This window comes from Mariniflexile gromovii, from assembly GCF_017814435.1.
In the GTDB taxonomy this organism is placed as follows: Bacteria; Bacteroidota; Bacteroidia; order Flavobacteriales; family Flavobacteriaceae; genus Mariniflexile; species Mariniflexile gromovii.
This window is the reverse complement of record NZ_JAGJCB010000004.1, coordinates 166988-192917: the sequence shown is the minus strand read 5'-3', so window position 1 is coordinate 192917 and position 25930 is coordinate 166988. Positions and strand designations below refer to the sequence as shown.

The window sequence follows — 25930 nt, the reverse complement described above, 5'->3', positions numbered from 1 at the left end:
TTCAATCTAACTTTGTAATGATTAAAGTGCTGCTGTTTTGTAACGAATCGGTTATTTCATTAATAGCTATAAACTTTGTTTTATGGTGCAGTGGCATTCTAAATGAAAGCGGAGCACTTTTTAAGTCTAATTTTTTATTTTCAAAGATAAGGGAATCGTTCAGAAATTCAATATGCTTACTTAATGGGTTTTGAATGGTCATGGAAGTTATTTCAGTAAAATCTTTATCCAATTGAAGACATTTTAAATCGCCAATAGCAGCGTGTTTGATATTGCTGTTGTTGGTTTTTAGCTTTCCATCGGCAATTATTTTATTTATAAACTCTATGTTCTTATTTCCGTTAGCATTTTTTGAAATCTTATAGTTTAAGAAAATAAGCTTTGGAGGCACGACCTCGTTAGGGGTTTCTATGCCAACACTTTTCTTTGAAGCACAAGCAACAGACCATAAAAAAACAGATAATATTACTAATTTAGATAGAAGTTTATACATTATAATAAATTTGCCTATTGCCTATTGCCTATTGCCTATTGCCTATTGCCTATTGCCTATTGCCTATTGCCTATTGCCTATTGCCTACATTAATACGAACCCCTTCACTATGACTACTAAATTCTGGCGCATACATACTTTGGATGGTGGTTATGCCATTACTCATATTACCTGAATTATTCACACGTAAATCGTATTCAAATACAAAAACACCTTTAGGTAAATAATCAAAAAAGAAGTTGGTTGAGGCATCCTTAGTGCTTTCATAATAGCCCAAACCATCTTGCCATTTGTATTGAGATATAACGTTAATGGGTTCTAAACCTGCGGCACGCATATCTTTCATATGTACAAATTCCATGGCTCTATCACTTCGCAATTCAATACGAACCCGCACCAAATCCCCAACATTCAAATTAATTTCAGAAGTGATTTCTGAAATTTCTTCGTCCGTATCGGTATTGGTTTTAAGGAATAGTTTTTTCTTCAATTTTAATGGAGTTTCGGCAGATGTGATTTTATCCAAATCCTCAAAATATTGCCAATATAAACCGCCCCAAGCAATGCCATCACCTTTTTTGGTAAGGGTAACGGTTGCCATATCTGGTTTTATTTCTGAAGTGTTCCATGAGGTTTTATAATATCCTGTACCTGCTTCCACTTTTATGTTTTCTAGTTTTGAAGGCTCTATTTTTTGATTTCCTAAAACTACATCAACAGCATCTGTTACACTTAACCAATCGCTGCCTTGTAGTAATAGTGCATATACTGCTTCGGTGGTGGCTTTCGTAGTTTTCCATTGGTTGGTTTGTTTGTTTTTTAGTAACCAAATTTTTAAGTTATCGATGGTTTTGGTGTCATTTTCAATTTCTGAAAAAGTTTCAATAAGTAATGCTTGCGTTTCAATAGGTGCTTGGTACCAATACCAAGAACTCGTGTTTGCTTTCCAGTACATGCCCAATTCATCACTAGTAATACTGTTTTCTTTTAACGATTTTAAGATTTTTGATGCGGTGGTTTTGTCTCCTAATCTATTAACCACCAAAGCCATTAATCCTTTGGAATATAGCGAGCGACTCAACCAATACTTTTGGATTTGTGTGTGGTAATATTTGATAATGTCTTCAACTTCTTTCGATTTTTTAAGCTCTGGATAAAAGCTTCGCATGTATAAATAATGCAATTGGGTGTAGCTTAAATGGTCTTTTGTTAGATCTACTTTCGCATCGTATTTTCTAAGGTCTTTATATTCTTGAACAAATTCAGCATCTAAATAGTTGATGGCTTTTTCAATCATTTTTTCTGAAGAAGACCCTTCGACGGAGCCTGTCTTGAGCGTAGTCGAAGGACTCAGGGTGACACCCAGTTTCGAAAGATGCCCAAAACCAGTAATGATATGTTGCGTAATGTATCGGTTTTCACGTCCGCCATGAAACCAAGCCCAAGCACCATTTGGCAATTGATTGTTTTCAAGTTTGCGTTTTGCCGATTGCAATGCGTTAGTCATTTTGTTTAAATCGAAAAGCAACGCAATGCGTTTCTTTTGTTCGGTTTCGCTTTGTGCCTCTCGCAACCAAGGTGTTTCTTGGATTAGGATTGATTTTAGTTCTTCATTCTTTTCTAAATTAGAAATGATTGCATCTTGTGATGCCCATTGGTTGAAAACCTCCTGAATTCTCGGGTTTGAATTCGCAATATGGCTCGCCAAGGCATTTGCATAAAACCTAGAAAAGGTTTGCTCATTGCAATCATAAGGATATTCCATTAAGTAAGGAAGCGCCTGTACTGCATACCATGCAGGGTTGGAAGTCATTTCCAAAGTCAACTTATGGTTTTTTAGAGTTGAAGAAGTTGAGCCTGCACTGAGCGCAGTCGAAGTGTTTTTCAACTTATCCAACGTAAAGGTTTTGGTTTCGTTACTACGAATCCACATAGGAAGTGTTTCGGTAACTAACATGCGGTTGGTTAAAACAGGCAATGCGTTTTGTTCGCCATCGCTAAAATCACCCGATTTTGCTATGATTTTATATTGAACGGCATCCACATCATCAGGAATAGTTAATTGCCAAGACACTTGGGTATTGCCTTTGGCGTCCGATGAAAACGTCTCGACTGCGCTCGACGTGACAAGTGAATTGGTAACATCTTTTCCGGAGATGGCATCGGTTAATACTAAAGCAGCTTGTCCAGAAAGTTGTTTGTCCGTTAGGTTTGCTATTTTGGTGCTTATGGTAATTTTATCACCTTGTCGTAAAAAGCGTGGTGCGTTTGGGATAACCATCAATTCCTTTTGAGTTACCGAGGTTAATGTTTTTGTAGCGCTTTCTAAGGTTTTGGTATGTGCCAATAATTGCAATTTCCACTGGGTTAAGGCTTCGGGTGTGGTAAAACTAAAACTCACATTACCTTCTTTATCAGTTTTTAAATGCGGAAAGAAAAAGGCGGTTTCTTGAAGGTTTTTACGAATTTGAACGGTATCAAAGTTTGGTTTTTCTACAGGGCTTTTTTTAATAGAATCTTTTTCTTTTTTTATTTCACCAAATTCATTAGGAGCCGCTTCGTTTAAGAAAAGACCATCTGCTGCCATTTCAGCTTCCATTCTATCCTCCATCATTGGAGCAGCAGCAACTTTGTTTTTTTGCGACATAGAAAGGCTTGAAACTCCTCTAATTCTCATATAATTATTGTTTCCAAAATATAGTCCAAACCAATTGAGTCGGTCATACTGTTGTTGCGAATATTGCCCAGTATTTGGCTTAGTGTAAACTCTAAAATTTTGTGTTCCAAAACTTTGGTTGGCATTCATTCGGTTGTATGAATAATAAATAGGGTTTTGTATCGGGTTAAAGCTCCAAGTATGCGGTATAAACTGGTCTAAAGAGGCATCGTACATACTTGCCAATAATTCGGAAGACATCTTATCTCCTTGTGGGCCTTTAATTTTAAAACTCCAAGTTTCATCAATTCCGGGTTGTAATTTATCCCTAAATGTGATGGTTTCAATATTTAAACCAATCTTTGGATAGGGTACCGTAATGGTTTCAGTACCCGATTTAAAACTATTATAAACCGCAAAGCTATAACGTACTGCAAAGCCACCAACATCTTCAGTGTTTACAGGTATTGATAATGTTTTGCTGTTGTTATTTAATTCGATAATCTCGGTTTTTATAACCTTACGGTTTTTTTCAATTGAAACCGTTACATGTAAATTTTCAGCAGCCGATGCTATTGTTAAAATAGCTGTTTCTCCAGTTTTATAATGCGGTTTATTAGTTGTTATGTTGAACAATTGCTTGTCGGACAACGTTTTATCATCATCACTGAACAGAGAGGTCTTCACTTCATCTTTCACCAGTTGACCAAATTTGTCCTTGCTTTCTAAAGTGATGAGGTATTGCCCCGATTCCCATTTTTTAATGTTTCCTAAGTTGAGTTCTTTTGACGTTTCCGTATCAAATTGTTCTTCAAAAACCATAGCGCCCTTTTTCCAATTATTAGCATTGTGTTCATTGGTATAAGCATCATGTGGAAAAAGATTTTTGAATGCTTCTTCAGAAAATTCCTGATAATCGGGTGCAGCCCAAGGTCTGGTTCTTAAAACCGAATTTGGTGCTTGAAGTTTGTAAATTTTTAAGGTTCCTTTAGCAGAAACAATTTCACCATTAAGATTCCTAGTATCAATATGTATGCTGTTGTCTTTTTTGGATTTATCTAGTTTTTCAGCAATACCTATATTGGCAACCATAGCGTGATAGCCTACGTTAACAATGGTCGTGGCACTTCTGGTTTCGCCGTTTAGGTCGGTTACATCCACAGTTATTTCATAATTAAAAATAGGTAAACTGTTTTTTTCAACACTTTGGTCTGGAATGGCTTTAAAGGTAATTTCGAATTCGCCTTTATCGTTGGTTAGGCTTTCACCGTGCGTAATTTCTTGAGGTTCGCTGTTAAACCAAGGACGATACCAAAAATACCAACGTGGGTATTCTACTTTTCTATGAACTCTATAAACTACTTTGGCATCGGTAATGTTACTGCCAGCATAGGCTAAAGTCGTACCTTTTACGGTAACCGAATCGTTAACTTTATAAGTTTCGGTTACAGGTGTAAATTTAGTTTCAAATTTGGGGCGTTTGTATTCTTCAACCGAAAAATAAGAGTTGCTATATAAATCTTCACTTTTTCCATTAAATTCAATGTGATAGTTACCATTTAAACCACTATTTGGTAAAATAAATTCGCCGGAAACCGAACCAAATTCATTGGTTTTAAGTTCTAGCGTTTTTAGCTGTTGACTATTTACATCATACAACGCAACATGCATCATTGTGTTTGCTAAAACTTCCGATTTTCCTTTCGTGGATTTTATGGCAATCGCTTTAAAGTAAACGGTTTGTCCAGGTCTGTAAATACTTCTGTCTGTGAATATAAATCCTTTATATTCGGTATCTTCTTTTGTTTGGTTGTAATATTGGCTTATATAGTAATCGCCAAAATAAGCAGTATCGTTTGTATGACTAATTTTTGCTGCTATATTTCTGTAACGGTTGCTCTCTTTTTCAATTTTTACTTCACCTAAATTATTTGTAATAAAGTTTTCAATGGTTGGTTTTCTGTCGTTGTTTTCATAATAGGTTAATTCTACCTTGGCGTTTTCAATAGGTTTTCCATTATTCCTGTCAATAACTTGAAAGGTTTTGTGGGTTTCGCTTTCACTCTCCACCAAAGTTAAATCAGTAACTTGTATGGTGCTAAACGCAAAAGTGTCATCGTCATCTTTAATCGAAGCAAAAACCACATAAGTTCCGTTGTTTAATTTTGGTATTAAAACTTCGGTGCTATGGGTTTGGTAGTCGTTTTCATTACGCAAATTACTATCCCATTGCTCGCTCGCATTTAGTTTTTTTATAAATGCCAATTGCTCTTCTTTTCTATAAGTTTCCTTTAGTTTTTTTAACTGATTTTGAGAAATAGGATAGATTTTAAACTGAAGTGCATCCAAGTTTTTGTATCTAACCAAAAGGCGTGCGTTTTGCTGAATTGGCAATATGTTTTCGGTAGTAATTTGAAGGGTTTGCTTTAGAATTTCGGCTTTTAAATCTTCACATTTTTCAGCAGCTTTACTTTTTGGAAATTGTTTAATAACAGAATTACAAATACCCATCGCATCTTTTGCTTTCCAACGGTATTCTTCGTTATTTTTTGGAGTGTATTGGTTGCTTTGTTGGTAGTAAATGGAAGCTATTTCAAAATCATATAAACCAGAAACTTCATGCGCTTTTAGTTTGCCGCTTTCCGTTTTTAAAGCATTTAAAAGCAAGGTTTCTTTGTCGCTAAAGGTTCCATGTTGGTTTACAAATTTTAAGCGTTCAATATTAACATCGGCTAAAGCAAAAGGTTCCTTATCTGGTATATGAAACTTAATTAAATCTTGATATATTTTTAAAGCATTTAGTTGTAAAGATGTGGAATCTTTGGAGGTGATGTTCAACTTAGAAAACGTTGATGCATCCTTTAAATAATCAACATTATCAATTTCAAATTTATAAGCAGGTTTGGTAATATGGGTTTCGTTGGTTTTGTAAAAATCTAGTGCTTCATGGCTTAAAAAGTCGAATAGGGTAGGTCTATAAATTTTCGAATCTTTTTGAAGGTTTAAAATAGCATCATACTTGCTTAAAGGTTCTAATTGAAGTTTAGCGCCATTCTGTAACGAATGTTGGTAATGCAAATGGATTTCATCAAACAAGGTTTGTAAATCCCAAGTTCTAAAATCTTTGGTATCTACTTTCTCAGAGGTTTTCGTGCGGTTATAAAATTGCCATCTGTTTTGGCTAAAATATTGCCAATACAAATTAGCCAAAATGCTTTCCAGAATGTTCTTTGTTGGGAAGTTGCTAAGTTCAATCTGTTTATTAAAATCGTTTATAATTTTTAATTGCGCATCTTCTTCCAATACCAAAGCAAACTTGCTTTTAAAGAACATGGTTTTTATAAGCTGAGGTTCGTTTTTATCTTTAACTGCAAGCAAAGAAATTTGTTCTACAACTTTTAAAGCCGACTTATGCAAACCTTCATGTTCATGTTTTTCAACTTGTTTCCAAAGGGCGTCATAGTTGCTGTTCTGGCTATTAACAAGGCTTGAAAGCAAAATAATTGTTAAAAAAATTACCGATTGTTTCATTTGCTTATATTTATTGTTTTTTAAAGGTCAAATGCTGTTCGCTATTAATAATCCTTGAAAAAGATGAAATTTTGAACAGGCTCGTTTCATTTGTTTTATTTTTCAACCAAATTACATTCAAAAGCTATTCCAAAAAACAATAAATGAGCGAATAGTGGTTTTGATTGAGTGAAATTAGTTATTTTTAGTCAAACAGGCGTATTGATATTTGTTAACAAATTACATGTTATGAGAAGAATTATTTATTTATTGCTTTTCCCGTTAGTAGCGTTTGGTCAAACTCAATTAAATAATTTTGAAGATTTAATTAAACGCAAACAGTTTGATAAGGCAGAGCTTCAACTTACCGTTTACTTAGAAAAACACCCCGACAATTTAAAAGCCATCGAACTTTTGGGCGATACTTATGGACATCAAGAAAAATGGGACGAAGCCATTGAAAATTACAAAAAGTTAGTAAGCCATAACCCCAATAGTGCCGAATACCATTATAAATACGGTGGTGCTATGGGCATGAAAGCCTTGTCTGTAAGCAAGCTAACCGCTTTAGGGATGATTGGGGATATTGAAGATTCATTTCTTACAGCAGCCAAATTAGACCCCAAACATGTAAATGTGCGTTGGGCCTTGGTAGAATATTATATGAAATTACCTGGTGTTTTAGGCGGCAGTAAAAACAAGGCATTAAAATATGCCTATCAATTGGAGCAACTCTCAAAAGTAGATGGCTATCTGGCAAAAGGCTATATTTTTGAAAGCGATGACGAGCCCGAACTTGCCGAAAAATATTATAAGTTGGCCATTAACGTAGGGGGCTCACTGTGGTGTTACAACAAGTTAACCACGTTTTATGAAAAGCAAAAGCAACCCGAAAAAGCCTTGGCCAATTTAGAAGTAGCCAAAGAAAAGCATAAGCGTAATACACTCGATTATGAAATGGGCAAAATAGCGGCCGAGTATAACATCGAGTTGCAAAAAGGCGTACAATGTTTGCAAACCTACTTAAAAAACTATTCGCCAGAAGACGGCGTTCCCAAAGCCTGGGCACACTACCGCTTGTCGCAAATCTATGCCCACAAAAAGAACAAACAAGCCGCTTTAAAGTACATCGATTTAGCACTTGCCGAATCGCCAAAAACAAAGCATTTTAAAGACGAAAAGCAACGGATTATGAAACTTTAAAATAGTTAGAGTTTTCAGTCCCAGTCCCAGTTTACGCTTAACAGCAACTACTTTACAAATTAGAGTCTTTTTAACTTTGAAACTTTGTAACTTAGCAACTTTAATACTTAATTAATGAACGTACATTTTATAGCTATAGGTGGCTCTGCCATGCATAATTTAGCTTTGGCATTACACAACAAAGGATACCAAGTAACAGGAAGTGATGATGAGATTTTCGAACCCTCAAAATCCCGTTTACAAGCAAAAGGCCTACTGCCCGAAACCTACGGTTGGTTTCCCGAAAAAATAAATGCAAATATCGATGCCGTTGTATTGGGGATGCACGCAAAAGCAGACAACCCCGAGTTGTTAAAGGCTCAAGAATTAGGCCTCAAAATTTATAGCTATCCCGAGTTTTTGTACGAACAATCTAAAAATAAAACCCGTGTGGTTATTGGCGGAAGCCATGGTAAAACCACCATTACGTCCATGATTTTACACGTGATGCATTACCACAATAGGGATGTTGATTATATGGTTGGTGCCCAATTGGAAGGGTTCGATGTGATGGTAAAACTCACCGAAACCAACGATTTCATGGTGTTAGAAGGCGATGAGTATTTAAGTTCCCCTATTGATAGACGTCCAAAATTCCATTTATACAAACCCAATATTGCCCTGTTAAGCGGTATTGCTTGGGACCATATCAATGTATTCCCAACTTATGATAATTACGTAGAGCAGTTCCGCATTTTTGTAGACTCCATTGTTAGTGGTGGAAGCATAACCTATAACGAAGAAGACCCCGAGGTAAAACGTGTTGTAGAAGCTTCAGCAAATACCATCCGTAAGTTGCCATACCACACGCCTGAATATATTGTTGAAGATGGCGAAACCCTATTGGAAACCCCCGAAGGCCCATTACCCATAGAAGTATTTGGTAAACACAACCTAAACAACTTAGCAGGTGCTAAATGGATTTGCCAACACATGGGCGTTGATGAAGACGACTTTTACGAAGCTATTGCCACTTTTAAAGGCGCCAGCAAACGCCTAGAAAAAATAGCCGAAAGCAAAACCAGTGTTGCTTATAAAGATTTTGCACATTCGCCAAGTAAAGTAGAAGCCACGACCAAAGCTGTAAAAGAACAGTACCCTAATAGAACGGTTGTAGCTTGCTTAGAACTGCATACGTATAGCAGTTTAAATGCTGAATTTTTAAAAGAATACAAAGGCGCGTTGGATGCTGCCGATGTAGCCGTTGTGTTTTACTCGCCACACGCCGTAGAAATTAAAAAACTTAAAGAAGTAACCCACGAGCAAATAGCCACCGCTTTTGAACGTGAAGACCTTATTATTTACACCAATCCAGATGATTTTAAAAACTTCCTGTTCTCGCAAAATTTTGATAACAAAGCGTTGCTTTTAATGAGTTCGGGTAATTATGGTGGGTTGGATTTTAACGAAGTTAAAGGCTTGATTGGGTAGTTCATTCCTGCGAAAGCAGGAATCTATATGTCGTAATTATCAATGATAATTTGGTTGTGTTAAGTGGGGTTAAGCTGTAGCTAAGGTTTCAATCATATTATATTATGATTTAAATGTTAGCGTGAATTTTCTTCGATGATGCCGTTTATTAATATCAATAGTTTATTGTTTGTTTTTCATTTTATTTCATGAATGTGAATATAATTTGGTGTTGCCCTAATTGTAGAATTAGCGGTAAATTAGGTTGGTAATATGAGCTTAATAATATCGACGAAAAGCATTAAAACAAGTCAAAAAGCATAAATATTGTTTTTTCCTTTGGTGGTTGTGTGAAAAATTTTATGTTTGCCGCTAACTTTAAAATAATACTTAACTTATGAAAAAATTTTTACCACTTTTCGCATTTACCCTTTTACTTGTTTTAACAAGTTGTACTTCAAATTTGAAAGATGATATTTCTGATTTACAGTCTCAATTAGACGAATTTAAATCATTAACATTATTTCCTGCTATTAAAGTTACGAATGAATATTCGTATGATGCAAATACCCCAATTAAAGATGTAGTTACTTTATATTATTCTAGCAAACATTATCAATATATTGAAGATAATGAGGATGGCACCTACGAAATATACATCTATAACTTCGATAATCCGGCTTGGTATGACGAAGCAGAATTAGAATTTACTTATAATTCAAATACAGGTGAAGCAACACTGAACAATTATTATGGAGATTACATAAATGATTATGGAGATAGAGTTAGATTTAATGATTCTTATTACAATGCTGTCACTGATACTCAAGAGTTGGTAATTAATTCAATTAATTTAGAAACAGGAAAAATCTCTTTGGTATTTACTCTTACATATTCAGCTACTAGCAATAGTAATGTGGCTATTTATGGTACTGCAGGAACATTAAAAATTGAATATGATGGTACTTTACCTATGCGTTCAGCTTATCCTACAAATTAATTAATTATTAAGGAATTAAAATTTAGTAGTTGTCTTAAAAAAAGATTGATTAATTAAAAGATAATTTAACTAATAACAAAACCATCAAAATTTACTTTTGATGGTTTTTTATTTATATAAGTTTACTTAGAGATTGTTGGCACGAGCGGGATGCTTGCGCTTGCAGGGGGGGGATAAGAATTGTCTAGTCCTAAAAAGATTAGTTTTTTAGCTCAGTTCATTGTTACCCACATTTTTTATTTATTTTATTATTTCTTTCAGAGTTTCTAAATCAATGTCTTTAGCTATAATAATTCCTTTTGCGTTAATTAAGAAATTGGTTGGAACTCCAGTCACTCCATATTTTATTGCAGCAGTATTTTCTTTTCCTTTTAAATCGCTGACATTAATCCAAGTTAAACCATCTTTTTCAATTGCCTGTGTCCAAGATTTTTTTTCGTCGTCTATTGAAACTCCAATTATAATTAATCCTTTATTTTTATTAGTTTCATAAATTTTAACCAATTCAATATTTGATTTTCTACAAGGGGCACACCAAGAAGCCCAAAAGTCTATTAAAATATATTTTCCAAGATGTTCAGACAATTTAATTTTTTCTCCATTTTGATTTACTAATTCAAAATCAATGTACTTTTCGTTAATTTTTGGATTTTGATATAATTGAATGAAGTTTGATATGTCTATTCCGACTTGCGAATTCTTGATTTTTTCAGGCATTGGTTCAAATAATTTTTGTGTCAACCGCTTTCCGTAAAGAAATTTTAAATTAGTTAAAGTCTCTGCTGATAATAGAGAGTTTGGGTTTTCAGATATAAAATTTTGATATACAAAAAGTTGTTTGTCTTTGTTTTCTTTGAATTGTATTCTGACGGAATTTCTATAAATCGTGTCTTTAGGTCTTTGTCTAAGAATATAGCTTAAACTATCCCAAATTTTATTTGTGTATGCTAACTTTTCATTTAATAATTTTTTATCATTTTCGTAAGAACTAACTTTATTAGAATCTAGAGTGTTTTTATTTTGAGAATTCCCTTTGAATGATACAAAAAATATAAAACACGAAAACAATAAGTTAAAATATTTCATCTAATTGTCTTTTTTAATCTCAAAGGGCAAATTATTCGAGTTTATTATAAGGTACTCATCGATGAATAACTTTAGACTTTCATCTTTTTCCATCATTTCATATAATCTGTTTTCTGCTAATTTTAAAAGCTCATTATTATCTAAACTCTTTGGGTTTTTTATTGCTTCTGAAAAATATGTCCTAGTATTAGAAATAAATTTTGGACGTTCACTTTTTTTCTTATCAAAGGCACTAATTATCGCTTCGTAAGTCATTGCTTCTATCAAAGACACATCTTTGATGGCATTCAAGTCTTGAAAGTAATTTCCACCAGCACAAATTTTTATTCTAAAAGTTTTCCCAGAGTTTACAACCACGAAAAACCTAGAAGCTACTTGCATAATTTCATCTATGGTATAGTGTTCTTTAGTTTGTTTTTTGATGTTAGCTAATTTTGAGAAATTAGAAACGAAATGTTTTTCGTTAATCTGTTTTATGAATTCTTTTTTTATTTTTAAGGTATCAGGATATAGCATTTCTAAAGTTTCAACGTCTAATTTATTACCAAAAAAATAATCAAATCTTGGTTTGTGGTTTTTAATAAATACTCCAATGTCATCATCTTGTTTATCAATTATATTAGTAGATATATGACTCAAAGTCTTATTATCATTTTTATGGTAGATTAAATCAATATAATTCTCAGGGGTTAACTTGTCTTTTGGCTTACAATTAAAAAATGTAAATACCAATAATATCAATATTAAGTTTGTAATGTTCACTAGAGTTTATTTTTTGAATTGTGGTTAACAACAGGATATAATCAATTGTCCATACCCACTCTATATCCCACGAATATAATAAAAAACCTCTTACAAAAATCAATTTTTTTAAACCCCCATTTACCATTCATCGACAAATTAAAATAGTTTTCTAAGGGTTTCCTTCGAGTCTCCTTCGACATTCCTTCGAGGTTTCTTCGTAAAACCCCTTATTTTACGAAGGATTCCCGAAGAATCCTCGAACAAGTGTGGGAGAAAGCCTTATAAAATATATGAAAGTCACCGACGAAATGCATGATTGGTATGCATTTCGTCGGTATTTTTGTTAAAATAGGTATGCGTTTCGATAAAACGAACTTTTTATGATGCCGTTTATCGATTATTGGGAATGATAAGTTGCCTGTTGTAACAACTTTAAAAGTGTCGTGAAGTGGGCTGTATTAAGCCAATATTTTTTTCGGGTTACTTCAATTTCTCCTTAAAAAAAGCAATGGTTCTTTCCCAAGCCAAATTTGCTGCTTTTTCATCGTAACGCGGTGTGGTATTGTTGTGAAAGCCATGGTTTACATCGGGGTAAAAATGGGCGGTGTATTCCACATTGTTTTGTTTTAAAACCTCTTGGTAGTCGCTCCAGCCTTCGTTTACACGGGTATCTAATCCTGCATAGTGTAACTGTAAAGGTGTTTTTATTTGCGCAGCTTCTTCGGAAGAGGGTTGCCCGCCATAAAAAGGAACAGCCGCTTTTAGTGCAGGCACTTTTACAGCCATCATATTGGATATCCAACCGCCAAAGCAAAAACCAACTACTCCTATATTTCCATCGCAATTAGGGTGCGAACTTAAGTATTGGAAAGCGGCAATAAAATCTTCAAGCATCTCGTTTTTATTGCGTTTTTTTTGAAGTTCGCGTCCGTCATCATCATTACCTGGGTAGCCACCTAAAGGTGATAAAGCATCGGGCGCTAAGGAAATAAAATTTTCAAGAGCAGTGCGTCGGCCCACATCTTCAATATAAGGATTTAAACCTCTGTTTTCGTGCACTACAATAACGCCGGGTAATTTCCCCGTAGTGTTATCGGGCATAGACAATAAACCTTTTATGGTGCCACCACCTTTGGGCGATTGGTAGCTGATGTATTTGGAATCTAAACGTTCATCATCCGGTTTTACTAGAAGTGTATTTATATAATCGGGTGTAATAAAGCTTAATAAAGACGACACGGTAATGCCACCAACGGCATATATGGATAGTTTTTCAACAAATTGGCGTCTGTCAATTTTATTATGGGCATAATAGTCGTACAAATCAAATACTTCTTGACTGATATCTTCTTTGGTGAGTTTTTTCATGACCTATGTTTTTAAATTTCAGTATTATAGCCCTAAGTTATTTAAAAAATCCCACATACGTTTACTAAGAAGCGCATTTTGTTCTTCGCTAAACTTACCGTGCACACCTCCAGGAATGGTTAGAAATTCGGTTTTAACACCGTGGGTTTTTAGTTTTTCATGAAGTACTACCGATTGAAGATAGGGTACAATTGGGTCTGCATCGCCATGTACAATGAAAGTGGGCGGACTCTGTTTATTGATGTGATAAAGTGGTGATACCGATTCTACAAACTTTTGGTTGTTGTAATGAGTACCCAACCAATTTTTTGCCGATTTCCATTTTGCCAAAGGAAGTAAATCTGTAACGCCGTATTTATCAATAATAGCAGCTGCTTTTATAGTACCATCATAATGGCAATTGGTATCAAAGCGTTTATCGTTTCCTAATAAACCAGCCATAAGTGCTAAGTGTCCGCCAGAAGAGCCACCCATAATCACAATGTTGTCGGGATCTATGTTTAAGGATTTGGCATTTTTAAGGAGGTATATTAAGGCGCATCGCACATCTTCAATAGCCGCAGGAGCAGGGGCTACATCTACCAAACGGTATTCCACATTGGCTACGGCATAACCATTTTTAAACCAAGAGCCAAAACCGGTTTGCGATTCTTTTTCACCATGGTTCCAACCACCACCATGAATATTGATCACAACGGGTGTGGGTGTTTTTGCTGTTGGGTTTGTGTAAAGGTCCATACGGCCATCCCAACCATTTACCTGGGTGTAAATAACATCTATTTGACTTTGGTAGTCCTTTGGGAAACTTACAGGTTTAAAGGTTTTTTCTTGTGAAAACAAATAGCTTGCACATACAAGGCTGAAAATGCTAAAAAGAAACCGTTGTTTCATTTTTTAATAAGTGTATTAATTATGAATATTACAGTCCTAAGTTATTTAAAAATTTCCAAATACTTTTACTTAAAAGAATGTTCTGCTTTTTGTTAAAGTTTCCATGTTTGCCTTTTTTAATGGTTAAAAGTCGGGTTTTAACCTTGAAAGCTTTCAGTCTTTTGTAGAGTATGATGGATTGTTGGTAAGGCACAATGGGGTCTGCATCGCCATGCGCTATAAAAATAGGCGGACTGTTTTGCGACACGTAGTTTATGGGCGATACTTTTTTTACAAATTCCGCATCTGTATTATTGAGCCCTAACCAATCTCTTGGCGAGTTTCGGTAGGCAAGGGGTGTTAAATCGGTTACTCCGTATTTATCAATAATAGCGGCTACTTTTATGTTTTCGGAATTTGGGCAGTTACTATCAAAACTGTTATTGCCTGCCAGTAAACCTGCCATAAGTGCCAAATGGCCACCCGCAGAACCACCCATAATAACAATTTTGTTGGTATCTATATTTAAGGTTTTAGCATTTCTATAAATATATAACAAGGCACAACGTACATCTTCAATAGCAGCAGGGGCAGGCGCTACATCTATTAAGCGGTACGCTACATTGGCAACCGCATACCCACGACTAAAAAAGGTGTCTAGCCCTGTTTGCGATTCTTTTTGTCCGCTTTTCCAACCACCACCATGAATGTTAATCACTACCGGGGTGGGGTTGGTGGCGTTGGGATTTGTAAATATGTCCATGTAGCCTTTCCAGTTGCCTTCTTGGGTGTAAAGCACATCTATGTTTGCGGTGTAATCTTCAGGATAATCAACCGAGGTGTATTCCTTTTCTTGAGGAAACAAAAGCTGTGTATAGCAAAAAAAAGCCATGATAAACATGCAATACTTCATAATTCTGTAGCTATAGATTAAAATACTTTGTTTAAAAATTTTTCAATGGATTCTTGGTTGGCACGTATTAATTCGGCACGGGCATTTTCAATGTCTTGTGGTTTTTTGTCTTGCGAAAGTTTAAATTTTCCTTCCCAAGCATCAATGGTTATTTCAAACATTTCAATATAATCTAAAGCACCTAACATACGCTGGTTATCGGGTTCTAAAACATATTTATGCTCTGGAGCTTCTAAAAACGCGGTCATGGTAATAATCGATTCCTTTAAAGCTTCTTTACTTTCTATAGCATGAACCGTGCCTTTTAGGTGTACTTTGATGTAATTCCAAGTAGGTAATTGCGTTGTGGTATAAATACTTGGCGAAATATAGCATTGCGGACCCGAAAATATAATGGTAACAGGAAGGCTGTTTCTTAATAAGGCTGCATGCGGATTTTGCTTATCGATATGCCCAATTAATTTTCCAGCTTCATTATAAATTAAAGGTAAATGGGTAATAAAAGGCATGTTGTCTTTTACTGAAATTACGGTAGCCAATGGGTATGTTTTTATCACATCAACCATGTGGTTTATGTTGTTGTCTTGATGTATTTTTGGAGGATAATTCAATGGGATGTGCAATTTAGATTTACGAATAAGGGTTTTTAAAATTACAACAATTATTTGTGAGTAAAATAATAAGTTTACTGATAAACGGTTATTGAATTAAAAAAAATGAAAATAAAATTTCTCTGATTAAAAAAATTGACATATCTTCGACGAACGGTTAATAAAGTCGACGAAAACTCTCCCCAGACTACTTAAATAGTTATTTTATGAAAGTGCAACAGGTTTCGCTATGCGAAATTGATTGGAGAAATAAATTAAATTCTATCAATAATGATACTGATTTATTCTTGCTTTTTGTTTCTCCACTTTTTGAATCAAAACAAGAGGTTATAAACCAAATTAAATTAAAACATCCAAAGGCTATAATAATGGGCTGTTCTACAGCTGGCGAAATTTCGGGTGTTACCGTTAAGGATGCTACCATTTCGCTTACTGCCATACAATTGCATAAGGTTACATTAAAAAAAGTGGCAGTGACTGTTAAGGATATGAATTGCAGTGTTAAAGCAGGCGAGCAAATTGCACTACAACTTAATAGTAACGATTTAAAACATGTACTGGTTTTAAGCGATGGACTTCATGTTAATGGTGCCGATTTAGTTACAGGTTTAAAATCTGGACTGCCCAAAGTTAGTATTACGGGAGGTTTGGCTGGAGATGGTGCTAATTTTAAAAGCACATTTATAATTAACGATGATAAGGTTGTTGATAAAACAATAATTGGCTTAGGTTTTTATGGCGAAGGGTTAAAAGTAGGATATAGCTCTAAAGGCGGTTGGGACAGTTTTGGTATTGAAAGATTAGTAACCAAATCAGACAAAAATGTTTTGTATGAATTAGACGGATTACCTGCTTTAAAAATTTATAAATCGTTTTTAGGTGAAGAAGCCAATAATTTACCAGGTTCAGGATTGCTGTTCCCATTGAGTTTGCGTGTACACGAAAATTCGACACCAGTAGTTAGAACCATTTTAGCAGTGAATGAGGAAGACCAAAGTTTAACTTTTGCAGGAAACATACCTGAAGGTGCTTATGTTCGCTTAATGAAAGCCAATATAGATAGATTGATAAAAGGTGCAGAAGATTCGGCTATTAGTGCTGATAACAATTTTAAAGACGCATCTGAATTAGCTATACTTATAAGTTGCGTAGGAAGGCGCTTGGTATTAAAACAACTTATTGAAGAAGAAATTGAAGTAGTTCGCGATGTATTAGGCGATAAACCTTGCATCACTGGTTTTTACTCTTATGGAGAAATAGCGCCATTTGGGGAGTTTTCACCTTGCGAGTTACATAATCAAACCATGACTATTACAACCCTATCAGAATGTTAAGTGCCGAATTACATAGACTTTTACAACGTCAGCTTAAAAAATCCGAATTAGATGTTTCAAACAACCCACAGTTGGAAGAATTCCTGCATATGGTTAACGAAGCATATAGAAGTTTCGATAAAGATATTTTACACATTGAAAATATTCTTGAAGAGAGTTCAAAAGAGTTGTTTATTTCTAATCAAAAATTAATAGCAGAACGAGATAGCACCAAAAATAAGCTAGAAAATATAGTGGATAATGTGGGAGGGGTTATTTTTGAGACCGACTTAGATGGAAATTTCACATATTTAAATAATGCCTGGGAAATCCTTTCAGGATACAAGCTCGCCGATACCCTGGGTAAAAATTTCAGAAGTTTTCTTTATGGAGAAAATATAGATGGTAATATTAAATTTAGCGAATTGTTCTCAAACACAAAATCAGAGACTAAATTTATTTTTAAGCATAAGCGTAACGAAAAAGTTATGTGGTTTGAGCTAAAAAGCAAGCTTATATTAAATTCCAACGGATTCCCAATAGGTTATATTGGAACAATTGTAGATGTTACCAATTTAAAAAATATTGAGATAGAATTAAAAAGAGCCAGTGAAGCAAAGGATAATTTTTTATCTACCATGTCTCATGAAATTAGAACGCCTTTAAATGCTGTAACAGGGTTAGCAAACATTCTATTAATGGAAGACTATTTGCCCGATCAAGTAGAAAATCTAAAAGCTTTAAAATATTCAGGAGAACATTTATTAGGTTTAATTAACGATTTATTGGATTTTGATAAAATAAAATCGGGTAAAATAAAATTGGTTGAAAAGGATTTTAGTATCATTCATTTTTTAGAAAATATTAATTCTCATTTTAGCTTAAGAGCAGGTAAAAAAGGCGTAGATTTTATTTTAAAAATTGAAAATGAACTACCCAAAACTATAATTGGCGATGATTTAAAATTAGCTCAAATAGTTAAAAACTTATTGAGTAATTCTTTAAAATTCACCGATACCGGAAGTATTACCTTAAGTGTTAAGAATTTAGGGGTAGATAAGAATAAAATACAATTTGAATTCAAGGTAATAGACACAGGCATAGGTATTTCAAAAGACAGGCAGCAATTGATTTTCGAAAGCTTTATGCAAGCAGAATCGGAAACATCAATTAAATATGGCGGTACAGGTTTAGGATTATCCATTAGTAAAAAGTTATTGGAAATTCAGGGCAGTAATTTAATTGTTGAAAGCGAATTAGGTAGTGGTGCAACTTTTTCCTTTATAATTACCTATAAAGTAAGTAATAGGTTAAATGGGTTTGAACCCGATATGATTAAAATGCAACCCAACTACGAGCCATTAAATATTAATGTATTGGTAGCCGAAGATAATAAAATGAATATTTTAATAATAAAGAAGTTTTTCGCAAATTGGAAAGTTAATTATGAAATTGCCGAAAACGGTAAAGAATTACTTGATATTTTTGAAAAAAGAGATTTCAATTTAATTTTAATGGATTTACAAATGCCCCTGTTAGATGGTTATCAAACAACATCCATTATTAGAAAATTGCCAAATCCAACCAAATGTAATGTTCCAATTATTGCTTTAACTGCTTTTGCACAAACAGATATTAAAAAGAAAACCCAACAATATAAAATGAATGGGTTTATGGGGAAACCATTTAATCCTATTAAGCTATATAATTTGTTAAAATCATATAGTATAGATACTCTTAATAACCAAGCGGTTTAATTTTTAAAACGCCCACATTTTCTTCAATTTAAATTGTTCAAAAAAATAAATATTTTTAGTAGGTTTATGCAATGCAAGAAAAACAACCCTCATTTTCAATAAAAAATTGGAGTCAAGACGATCAACCACGCGAGAAATTACTCTACAAAGGGAAGGCGGCATTAAGCGATGCAGAGTTGGTGGCCATTTTAATAGGTTCGGGTAGCCGAAATGAGAGTGCCGTTGAGTTATGCAAGCGCATTTTAGCAAGTGTAGATAATAATTTAAGCGAATTGGGGAAGCTTTCCATCAAGCAACTTATGGAATTTAAGGGTATTGGTGAAGCTAAAGCCATTACCATTGCGGCTGCTTTGGAATTGGGAAGACGACGAAGAGGCGAGGAGGCGTTGGAAAAGAAAAAGATAACGTCAAGCACTTCGGTTTTCGAGTTGATGCAACCCATCATTGGCGAGCTTCAACATGAAGAATTCTGGATTGTTTACTTGAATAATTCCAATAAGGTTATTCAAAAAAATCAATTAAGCAAAGGTGGTATCACGGGTACATTGGTAGATGTGCGACTGGTACTAAAAAATGCGTTGGAAGTGGGAGCAACCGGACTTATCTTGGCGCATAACCACCCATCAGGAACACTGAAACCTAGTGAAGCCGACAAGCAAATTACCAATAAATTAAAAGTGGCTGCAGAAAGTTTAGATATAAAAGTGCTAGACCACTTAATTATTACCGAAAATGCATACTTTAGTTTTGCCGATGAAAACCTTTTGTAAAGTAAATAACAAAAAAGGCAATAAAACAAAATTCCAATAGGTATAGATTTTAACGAATAGGTTTTTTGGATTTTGGAATTTTAATATTGGAACTTATATTTTAGATGCTTTTAGTTTATACTCATAATATTACGCCACGTTTAAAGTATGTCTTTAAACATATTTGCACACGTATTTTAGGTATTGAGGTTTCCTTTACCACAAAGGTGGAAGAGTTTATTGCCCACGATAGTTTAAAAATATCCTATACAAAACAACAACTTAGTAACGAGTTTTTTATTAAAAGTCACGACCTTCTGTTTGAACAAGGGTTGAACGATGTTGAAATTCATGTACAACCGTGGTGGCACACCAAATGTTTCTTTTTTACCGGTGAAAAAAGTGCCATTCCTTTTGATGTTTTTGCGGCATCTTTTTATTTACTATCAAGATATGAAGAATATTTGCCCCATGTAAAAGACAATTTTGGACGCTTTCTGGCCACCGAAAGCATTGCATATAAACATAGTTTTTTGCATCAACCCGTTGTAGATATTTGGGCTTATAAATTTAGGGATGCTTTACAAATACAATTTCCAGAATTTAAGTTCCCCGAAAGAAGTTATAGTGTTAAACCTATAATTGATGTGCCAACCCCTTATCATTTTAAACTGAAAGGGATTATGCGAAGTGTTGGTGGCAGCTTAAAAGATTTGTTTAAATTTGAATTTAAAAGCTTTTATAATAGAATTATGGTGGTTTTTGGGTTAAAACATGACCCGTATGACACTTTTAAGTATATAATTAATAAGCAAAAGCAAAGTAAATTTAAGTTTTTGTTTTTCTTTTTGATAGGCGATTTTTCAACCTACGATAAAAGTATCAATCCTAACAAACGAAAATTTATATCGCTTATAAAGCATGTGGCCGATTATTGTGAAGTAGGATTAAAAACATCGTTTTTTGCGCTTGATGATTTTTCAATTTTGAAAAAAGAAAAGCTTAAAATGGAGGATATTATAAATACCACACTAAAAGCATCAAGACAATCGTTTTCAAAGTTAAATCTGCCAGAATCGTATAGAAACCTAATAGAATTGGAGATTTTATCTGACTATACCATGGGCTATGTAAATCAAATTGGTTTTAGGGCTGGCACATGCACCCCTTTTTTCTTTTATGATTTGGATTATGAAATTCAAACACCCCTAAAAATTCATTCTTATCATGTGATGGATTATGTGTTGTTAAAACACCAGTCGTTGCTAGATAAAACGAAAGCTTTGAACGAAATTATAAGTGAAGTAAGGCGTGTAAACGGTGAGTTTGTCCCTGTGTTTCATAATTATACGTTTAGCGATATAGAACGCTGGAAAGGATTTAAAGAATTGTTTAATATTATTTTAGAGTCAGGGAATTAAACGAGCATGTGAAAAAGCTGATTATTTAATGAAGTTGTTAATAGCTAACGGCATACGGCCTTTAAAAAACAATTAAAATGCACATATGAAAATTGAAGGTATTACTGATGTGTTTTTCGACTTAGATCATACACTTTGGGATTTTGATAAAAATTCAGAACTAACATTCGATAAAATTTTTAAAATGAATGCAATACAAATTGAATTGCACGAGTTTTTATTGCATTATCGCGATATCAATTTTCAATATTGGAAACTTTATAGAGATGCGAAAATTGATAAAGAGGTGTTGCGTTTCGGCCGATTGAGAGACACCTTTGTGGCTTCTAATTTTCATGTAGAAGATGATATGATTCGGAAATTATCAACCGATTATATTACATACCTTACCGATACTAATTATTTGTTTGAAAACACCATTGAAATTTTAGACTATCTAAGTTTAAATTATAATTTGCATATCCTCTCAAACGGATTTGAAGAAGTGCAATCTAAAAAGCTAATGAAATCAAATATTTACCATTATTTTAAAACCATTACCAATGGTGAAGATATTGGTATTAAAAAACCACATCCGGAAATTTTTCATCATGCCGTTAAAAAAGCTAAAACAGAAATGAGTAGAAGTATTATGATAGGTGATGGCTATGAAGCTGATATTGAAGGTGCTATAAATGTTGGTATGGATGTTATTTATTTTGATACCAATAACATGAATATTAAAACCAACGTTAAACAAATAAGTGGTTTAATTGAAATAAAAAAATACTTATAAAACGTATCTTTACAAACATAGCTTAATTATAAAATTAAATAAAAATGAAACTTAAATATATCGCCATTCTTATTACGTGCTTGTTTTCAGCTAGTATGTTTTCTCAAAGTAATTTAAATAACTATAAGTATGTTATTGTTCCAAAAAAATACGATTTTTTAAAGGAAACAGACCAATACCAATTAAACTCATTAACCGAATTTTTATTTAACAAATATGGTTTTATAGCTTTAATGGAAGGATCAGATTATCCAGCAGACGTTATGAAAAACAGATGTTTGGCATTAAAATCGAATTTGATAAAAGATAATAGCATGTTTAAGACCAAGTTAGCTGTAGAACTTAAAAATTGTAATGACCAAGTGGTTTATACCTCTGAAATAGGAGAAAGTAGGGAAAAAGAATATCAACGTGCCTATACTGAAGCTTTGAGGGATGCTTTTAAATCCATTGAGGCACTTAAATATAAATATGTACCAATTGCCAATGCAAGCGTTGCGGTATCACAAGAGGTAGAAACCAAAAGTGAGGTTTCAAAAGAAATAGAAACGTTAAGACAGGAAATTGAAAACCTTAAAAAAGAAAAAGAAGCCGTTGTAGAAAGAGCAGAACCAAAGGTTGAAGCGGTTGCTCAAACGCCTACTCCAAAAGTGGTTGCTAAAGATGTAACAAGTACAACAACAGTAACCGTAAAAGCATCCCCATCAGGTATTTTATATGCACAGGTCATTGAAAACGGATTTCAGTTGGTAGACAGCACTCCCAAAGTGGTTTATAAAATTAAAAAAACAAGCATTCCAGATATGTATTTGGTAGATGGTAGAAATGCTACTATATATAAAAAGGATAATAATTGGGTTTTAGAATACTATGATAATGATGTTTTAAAGCAAGAAGTGCTTAATATTAAATTTTAATAGATGTTAAGTTGTTTAGTCGTTGAGTCGTTAAGTTGTGATAGTTAATCAACTTAGCAACAAACTAACACCCAAACCCTAATACCCAAAACCTTAATACCCATACTTATCCTTCCAACGTTGTTTTAAAAATTCGCGGTGGGCATTTTCGCGGGCATTATTGCCAGGGTCGTAAAGTTTGGTGTTTTTTACTTCTTCAGGTAAAAATTCTTGGTTGGCAAAATTATTTTCGTAGTTGTGGGCATATTGGTAGTTTTCACCATAACCCAATTCTTTCATCAGTTTTGTAGGTGCATTTCTAATATCCAAGGGCACCGATAAATCGCCCGTTTCCCTTACCAATTGTTGCGCTTTGCCAATAGCCATATAAGCGGCGTTACTTTTTGGCGAACACGCTAAGTATGTAGCACATTGGCTCAATAAAATTCTAGATTCCGGATGTCCAATAACCGAAACCGCTTGAAATGTATTGTTGGCAATTACCAACGCCGTTGGGTTGGCATTCCCAATATCTTCACTTGCTGATATAAGCAATCTTCTGGCAATAAACTTTACATCTTCGCCACCTTCAAGCATACGGGCTAACCAATAAACCGCCCCGTTGGGGTCGCTACCACGAATTGATTTTATAAACGCCGAAATAATATCATAATGCTGTTCGCCCGTTTTATCGTAGCGCACCGTATTGCTCTGTATTTTTTTCAAAACGCCATCGTCCGTAATTTCAATGGCATCGCTGTTTTCCGAATTTACAATCAATTCAAAAATATTCAGCAGTTTTCTAGCATCACCACCCGAAAGGCGTATCAGCGCATTGGTTTCCTTCAGCTTTATCTTCTTTTTAGATAATTGCGTGTCATTTTCAATAGCGCGCGTTAAAAGCGTCTCTAAATCGCTCTTATCAAAAGCATTTAAAGTATAAACTTGGCAGCGCGATAAAAGGGCAGGAATCACCTCAAAACTTGGGTTTTCGGTCGTGGCACCAATTAAAGTTACCCAACCTTTTTCAACCGCTTGTAATAACGAATCCTGTTGCGATTTACTAAACCTATGTATTTCATCAATAAACAAAATCGGGTTTTTGGTAGTAAACAAACCGCCACTTTGTTTCGCCTTGTCAATAACGTCCCTAATATCCTTAACACCAGAATTTATGGCACTCAAGGTGTAAAAAGGTCTGCCAGACTCAGTAGCAATAATATTGGCCAAAGTTGTTTTTCCCGTTCCCGGAGGCCCCCAAAACACCATCGATGGAATCAAACCCTGCTTGATGTGTTGCGATAAAGCACCATCCTTCCCCACCAAATGCTTTTGGCTTACATAGTCCTCCAAGGTTTTTGGGCGTAATCGTTCTGCTAAAGGTTCGTTCATACTGTAAAATTAAAACAATTCCCTTTCAAAAAGGAATCTCATGGCTATTAAGTTTTGTTTTTTAGGGCGTGCCCCCGAAAAAAGTCGGGGTCGGGCTTTACGCGCTACACGGTAGCTTGCTTCAATCCCTCACGCGGTGCACTTCTGCCATTTTAGCACAAACACAAAACTTGGTTAACAATTTGCTATCTTTAATTCTATGAACAATAACCAAGACCATTTTAAATTTTCAACAGGTGTCATTGCATACCCCGTTTTTTTTGTGCTGACTATTTGGTTGGTATTTTGGTTCGAAGTGCGTTTTGGTTTCAACTTTAGTAAATACGGCATCTATCCACAAACCTTTAAAGGCTTGCGAGGTTTGTTTTTAAGCCCATTTTTACATGGCAGTATTCAACATTTATATCACAATAGCATTCCATTGTTTGTGTTGTCTATGGCGTTATTCTATTTCTATAGACCTATCGCTTGGAAAGTCATATTTTATGGTATAATAGTTTCAGGCTTTTTAACATGGTGCATTGGCAGACCCTCATACCATATTGGCGCTAGCGGACTCATTTATGTATTGGTAAGTTTTATTTTTTTTAAAGGTGTTTTTGCAAAGCATTACCGATTGGTAGCTTTGTCATTATTGGTCATTTTTCTTTACGGAAGCATGATTTGGTACGCTTTGCCTTTAGAAGAAGGCGTTTCTTGGGAAGGTCACTTATCAGGATTGATAACAGGGCTTCTATTTGCGTTCATTTTTAGAAAAGCCATCGCGAAACCCAAAAAATACGTTTGGGAAGAACCCCATTATAATGAAGACGACGACCCTTTTTTAAAACACTTCGATGAAAACGGAAATTTTATAGAAACAATAGAACCAGAACCAGAACAGGAGCAACCTAAAGTTAATTATACCTTCAAAAAAAATAAAGAATAGTTCTTAAATCGTAATTCGTCAATCGAAAATCTTATTTCAAAAGTCTTTGTCTCACCGCTTCATACAAAAAAGCACCACAGGCCACCGAAACATTTAAAGATTCAATCTCGCCAAGTAAAGGTAATTTAGCCTTGGCATCTACCACTTTTAAAATAGAAGGATTAATACCTCTGTCTTCCGATCCCATGATGATAGCGCAAGGTTCGGTAAACGATACATCATATAAGGTGTCATCCGTTTTTTCTGTTGCAGCAATAACTTTTATTCCAGAGGCTTGCATATGGAAAACAGCATCTTTAATATGGTCAACTTTACAAATAGGAATTTTAAAAACTGCTCCAGCGCTTGTTTTAATAGTATCGCCATTTACGGGAGCACCACCTTTTTTTTGTATAATAATACCGTTAACACCAGTACATTCAGCAGTACGGATAATGGCACCAAAATTACGCACATCACTCAATTGGTCCAAAAGCAAAAACAACGGTGTTTTACCCGATTCCATAACATTCAAAACAAGTGTTTCTAGATCATGAAACGCTATGGGAGATATTTGTGCAACAGCACCTTGATGATTACCTTTTGTTAATCGATTTAGTTTTTCAACAGGGACGTAAGATAAGTTTATTGAGTTAGTACGTATAAGTGTTTCTAATTCGCTGTATAATTCACCATGTAATCCTTTTTGAAGAAATACTTTATCTAAAGTTTCTTCAGAATTTATGGCTTCTATGATAGCTCTTATCCCAAATATTTGTGTTTGCTTTTCCATGGCGTAAAGGTATAAAAAAACCGA

20 protein-coding genes are annotated in these 25930 nt (G+C 34.5%); 10 read left to right on the top strand and 10 right to left on the bottom strand.

Annotated elements, in window-relative coordinates; all coding sequences use genetic code 11:
* Window position 1: 1 nt before the first annotated feature.
* Both J8H85_RS06360 and J8H85_RS06355 read right to left on the bottom strand, forming a co-directional pair.
* Window positions 2-493, bottom strand: a complete 492-nt coding sequence (locus J8H85_RS06360) for a hypothetical protein (RefSeq protein ID WP_209653713.1) — start codon at window positions 491-493, stop codon at window positions 2-4.
* 70 nt (window positions 494-563) lie between these two features.
* Entirely contained in the window at window positions 564-6680 is a 6117-nt protein-coding gene (locus J8H85_RS06355; RefSeq protein ID WP_209653712.1) for an alpha-2-macroglobulin family protein, read from the bottom strand.
* Between the two features lie 228 nt (window positions 6681-6908).
* Here J8H85_RS06355 and J8H85_RS06350 point away from each other — a divergent pair, with 228 nt between their 5' ends.
* From J8H85_RS06350 to J8H85_RS06340, 3 genes are all read left to right on the top strand, one after another.
* Window positions 6909-7862, top strand: a complete 954-nt coding sequence (locus J8H85_RS06350; RefSeq protein WP_209653710.1) for a tetratricopeptide repeat protein — start codon at window positions 6909-6911, stop codon at window positions 7860-7862.
* Window positions 7863-7976: 114 nt separating this feature from the next.
* Window positions 7977-9332 carry a UDP-N-acetylmuramate--L-alanine ligase gene (locus J8H85_RS06345; RefSeq protein ID WP_209653708.1) on the top strand — a complete coding sequence of 452 codons (1356 nt, stop codon included), beginning with the start codon at window positions 7977-7979 and terminating at the stop codon, window positions 9330-9332.
* A gap of 376 nt (window positions 9333-9708) precedes the next feature.
* Window positions 9709-10311: a hypothetical protein gene (locus tag J8H85_RS06340; RefSeq protein ID WP_209653706.1), complete on the top strand. Its 603-nt coding sequence runs from the start codon at window positions 9709-9711 to the stop codon at window positions 10309-10311.
* A gap of 240 nt (window positions 10312-10551) precedes the next feature.
* Here J8H85_RS06340 and J8H85_RS06335 read toward each other — a convergent pair whose 3' ends face one another.
* The 6 genes from J8H85_RS06335 to J8H85_RS06310 all read right to left on the bottom strand — a co-directional run bounded on the left by J8H85_RS06335 (window position 10552) and on the right by J8H85_RS06310 (window position 15903).
* Window positions 10552-11397, bottom strand: a complete 846-nt coding sequence (locus J8H85_RS06335; protein WP_209653704.1) for a peroxiredoxin family protein — start codon at window positions 11395-11397, stop codon at window positions 10552-10554.
* On the bottom strand, window positions 11398-12159 hold the full coding sequence (locus tag J8H85_RS06330) for a hypothetical protein (protein ID WP_209653702.1): 762 nt from the start codon (window positions 12157-12159) through the stop codon (window positions 11398-11400).
* Window positions 12160-12621: 462 nt separating this feature from the next.
* Entirely contained in the window at window positions 12622-13509 is an 888-nt protein-coding gene (locus J8H85_RS06325) for a dienelactone hydrolase family protein (protein ID WP_209653700.1), read from the bottom strand.
* 24 nt (window positions 13510-13533) lie between these two features.
* Window positions 13534-14400 (bottom strand): alpha/beta hydrolase, encoded by an 867-nt coding sequence (locus tag J8H85_RS06320; RefSeq protein ID WP_209653699.1) that lies wholly within the window; start codon window positions 14398-14400, stop codon window positions 13534-13536.
* Between the two features lie 28 nt (window positions 14401-14428).
* Window positions 14429-15292 (bottom strand): alpha/beta hydrolase, encoded by an 864-nt coding sequence (locus J8H85_RS06315; protein ID WP_209653697.1) that lies wholly within the window; start codon window positions 15290-15292, stop codon window positions 14429-14431.
* Between the two features lie 17 nt (window positions 15293-15309).
* A complete protein-coding gene (locus tag J8H85_RS06310; protein ID WP_209653695.1) occupies window positions 15310-15903 on the bottom strand; it encodes an FMN-binding negative transcriptional regulator in 594 nt (197 codons plus the stop codon).
* 206 nt (window positions 15904-16109) lie between these two features.
* Here J8H85_RS06310 and J8H85_RS06305 point away from each other — a divergent pair, with 206 nt between their 5' ends.
* From J8H85_RS06305 to J8H85_RS06280, 6 genes are all read left to right on the top strand, one after another.
* Window positions 16110-17237 (top strand): FIST signal transduction protein, encoded by a 1128-nt coding sequence (locus J8H85_RS06305; protein ID WP_209653693.1) that lies wholly within the window; start codon window positions 16110-16112, stop codon window positions 17235-17237.
* Entirely contained in the window at window positions 17231-18973 is a 1743-nt protein-coding gene (locus J8H85_RS06300) for a PAS domain-containing hybrid sensor histidine kinase/response regulator (protein WP_209653691.1), read from the top strand. The genes J8H85_RS06305 and J8H85_RS06300 overlap by 7 nt, the downstream gene beginning before the upstream one ends.
* A gap of 71 nt (window positions 18974-19044) precedes the next feature.
* A complete protein-coding gene (gene radC / locus J8H85_RS06295) occupies window positions 19045-19743 on the top strand; it encodes a RadC family protein (protein ID WP_209653689.1) in 699 nt (232 codons plus the stop codon).
* 104 nt (window positions 19744-19847) lie between these two features.
* Window positions 19848-21143, top strand: a complete 1296-nt coding sequence (locus tag J8H85_RS06290) for a polysaccharide deacetylase family protein (RefSeq protein ID WP_209653688.1) — start codon at window positions 19848-19850, stop codon at window positions 21141-21143.
* An 85-nt stretch (window positions 21144-21228) separates the two neighbouring features.
* On the top strand, window positions 21229-21918 hold the full coding sequence (locus tag J8H85_RS06285) for a YjjG family noncanonical pyrimidine nucleotidase (RefSeq protein ID WP_209653686.1): 690 nt from the start codon (window positions 21229-21231) through the stop codon (window positions 21916-21918).
* Between the two features lie 44 nt (window positions 21919-21962).
* Window positions 21963-22835: a hypothetical protein gene (locus J8H85_RS06280; protein ID WP_209653684.1), complete on the top strand. Its 873-nt coding sequence runs from the start codon at window positions 21963-21965 to the stop codon at window positions 22833-22835.
* A 93-nt stretch (window positions 22836-22928) separates the two neighbouring features.
* On the opposite strand, the gene J8H85_RS06275 is transcribed toward J8H85_RS06280, so the two are convergent.
* The gene (locus J8H85_RS06275; protein ID WP_209653682.1) at window positions 22929-24206 is read right to left on the bottom strand and encodes a replication-associated recombination protein A; all 1278 of its coding nucleotides are present in this window, start codon (window positions 24204-24206) and stop codon (window positions 22929-22931) included.
* A 199-nt stretch (window positions 24207-24405) separates the two neighbouring features.
* Here J8H85_RS06275 and J8H85_RS06270 point away from each other — a divergent pair, with 199 nt between their 5' ends.
* Window positions 24406-25134, top strand: a complete 729-nt coding sequence (locus J8H85_RS06270) for a rhomboid family intramembrane serine protease (protein WP_209653680.1) — start codon at window positions 24406-24408, stop codon at window positions 25132-25134.
* A 31-nt stretch (window positions 25135-25165) separates the two neighbouring features.
* On the opposite strand, the gene rlmB is transcribed toward J8H85_RS06270, so the two are convergent.
* Window positions 25166-25906 carry a 23S rRNA (guanosine(2251)-2'-O)-methyltransferase RlmB gene (gene rlmB, locus J8H85_RS06265; RefSeq protein ID WP_209653678.1) on the bottom strand — a complete coding sequence of 247 codons (741 nt, stop codon included), beginning with the start codon at window positions 25904-25906 and terminating at the stop codon, window positions 25166-25168.
* Window positions 25907-25930: the final 24 nt, after the last annotated feature.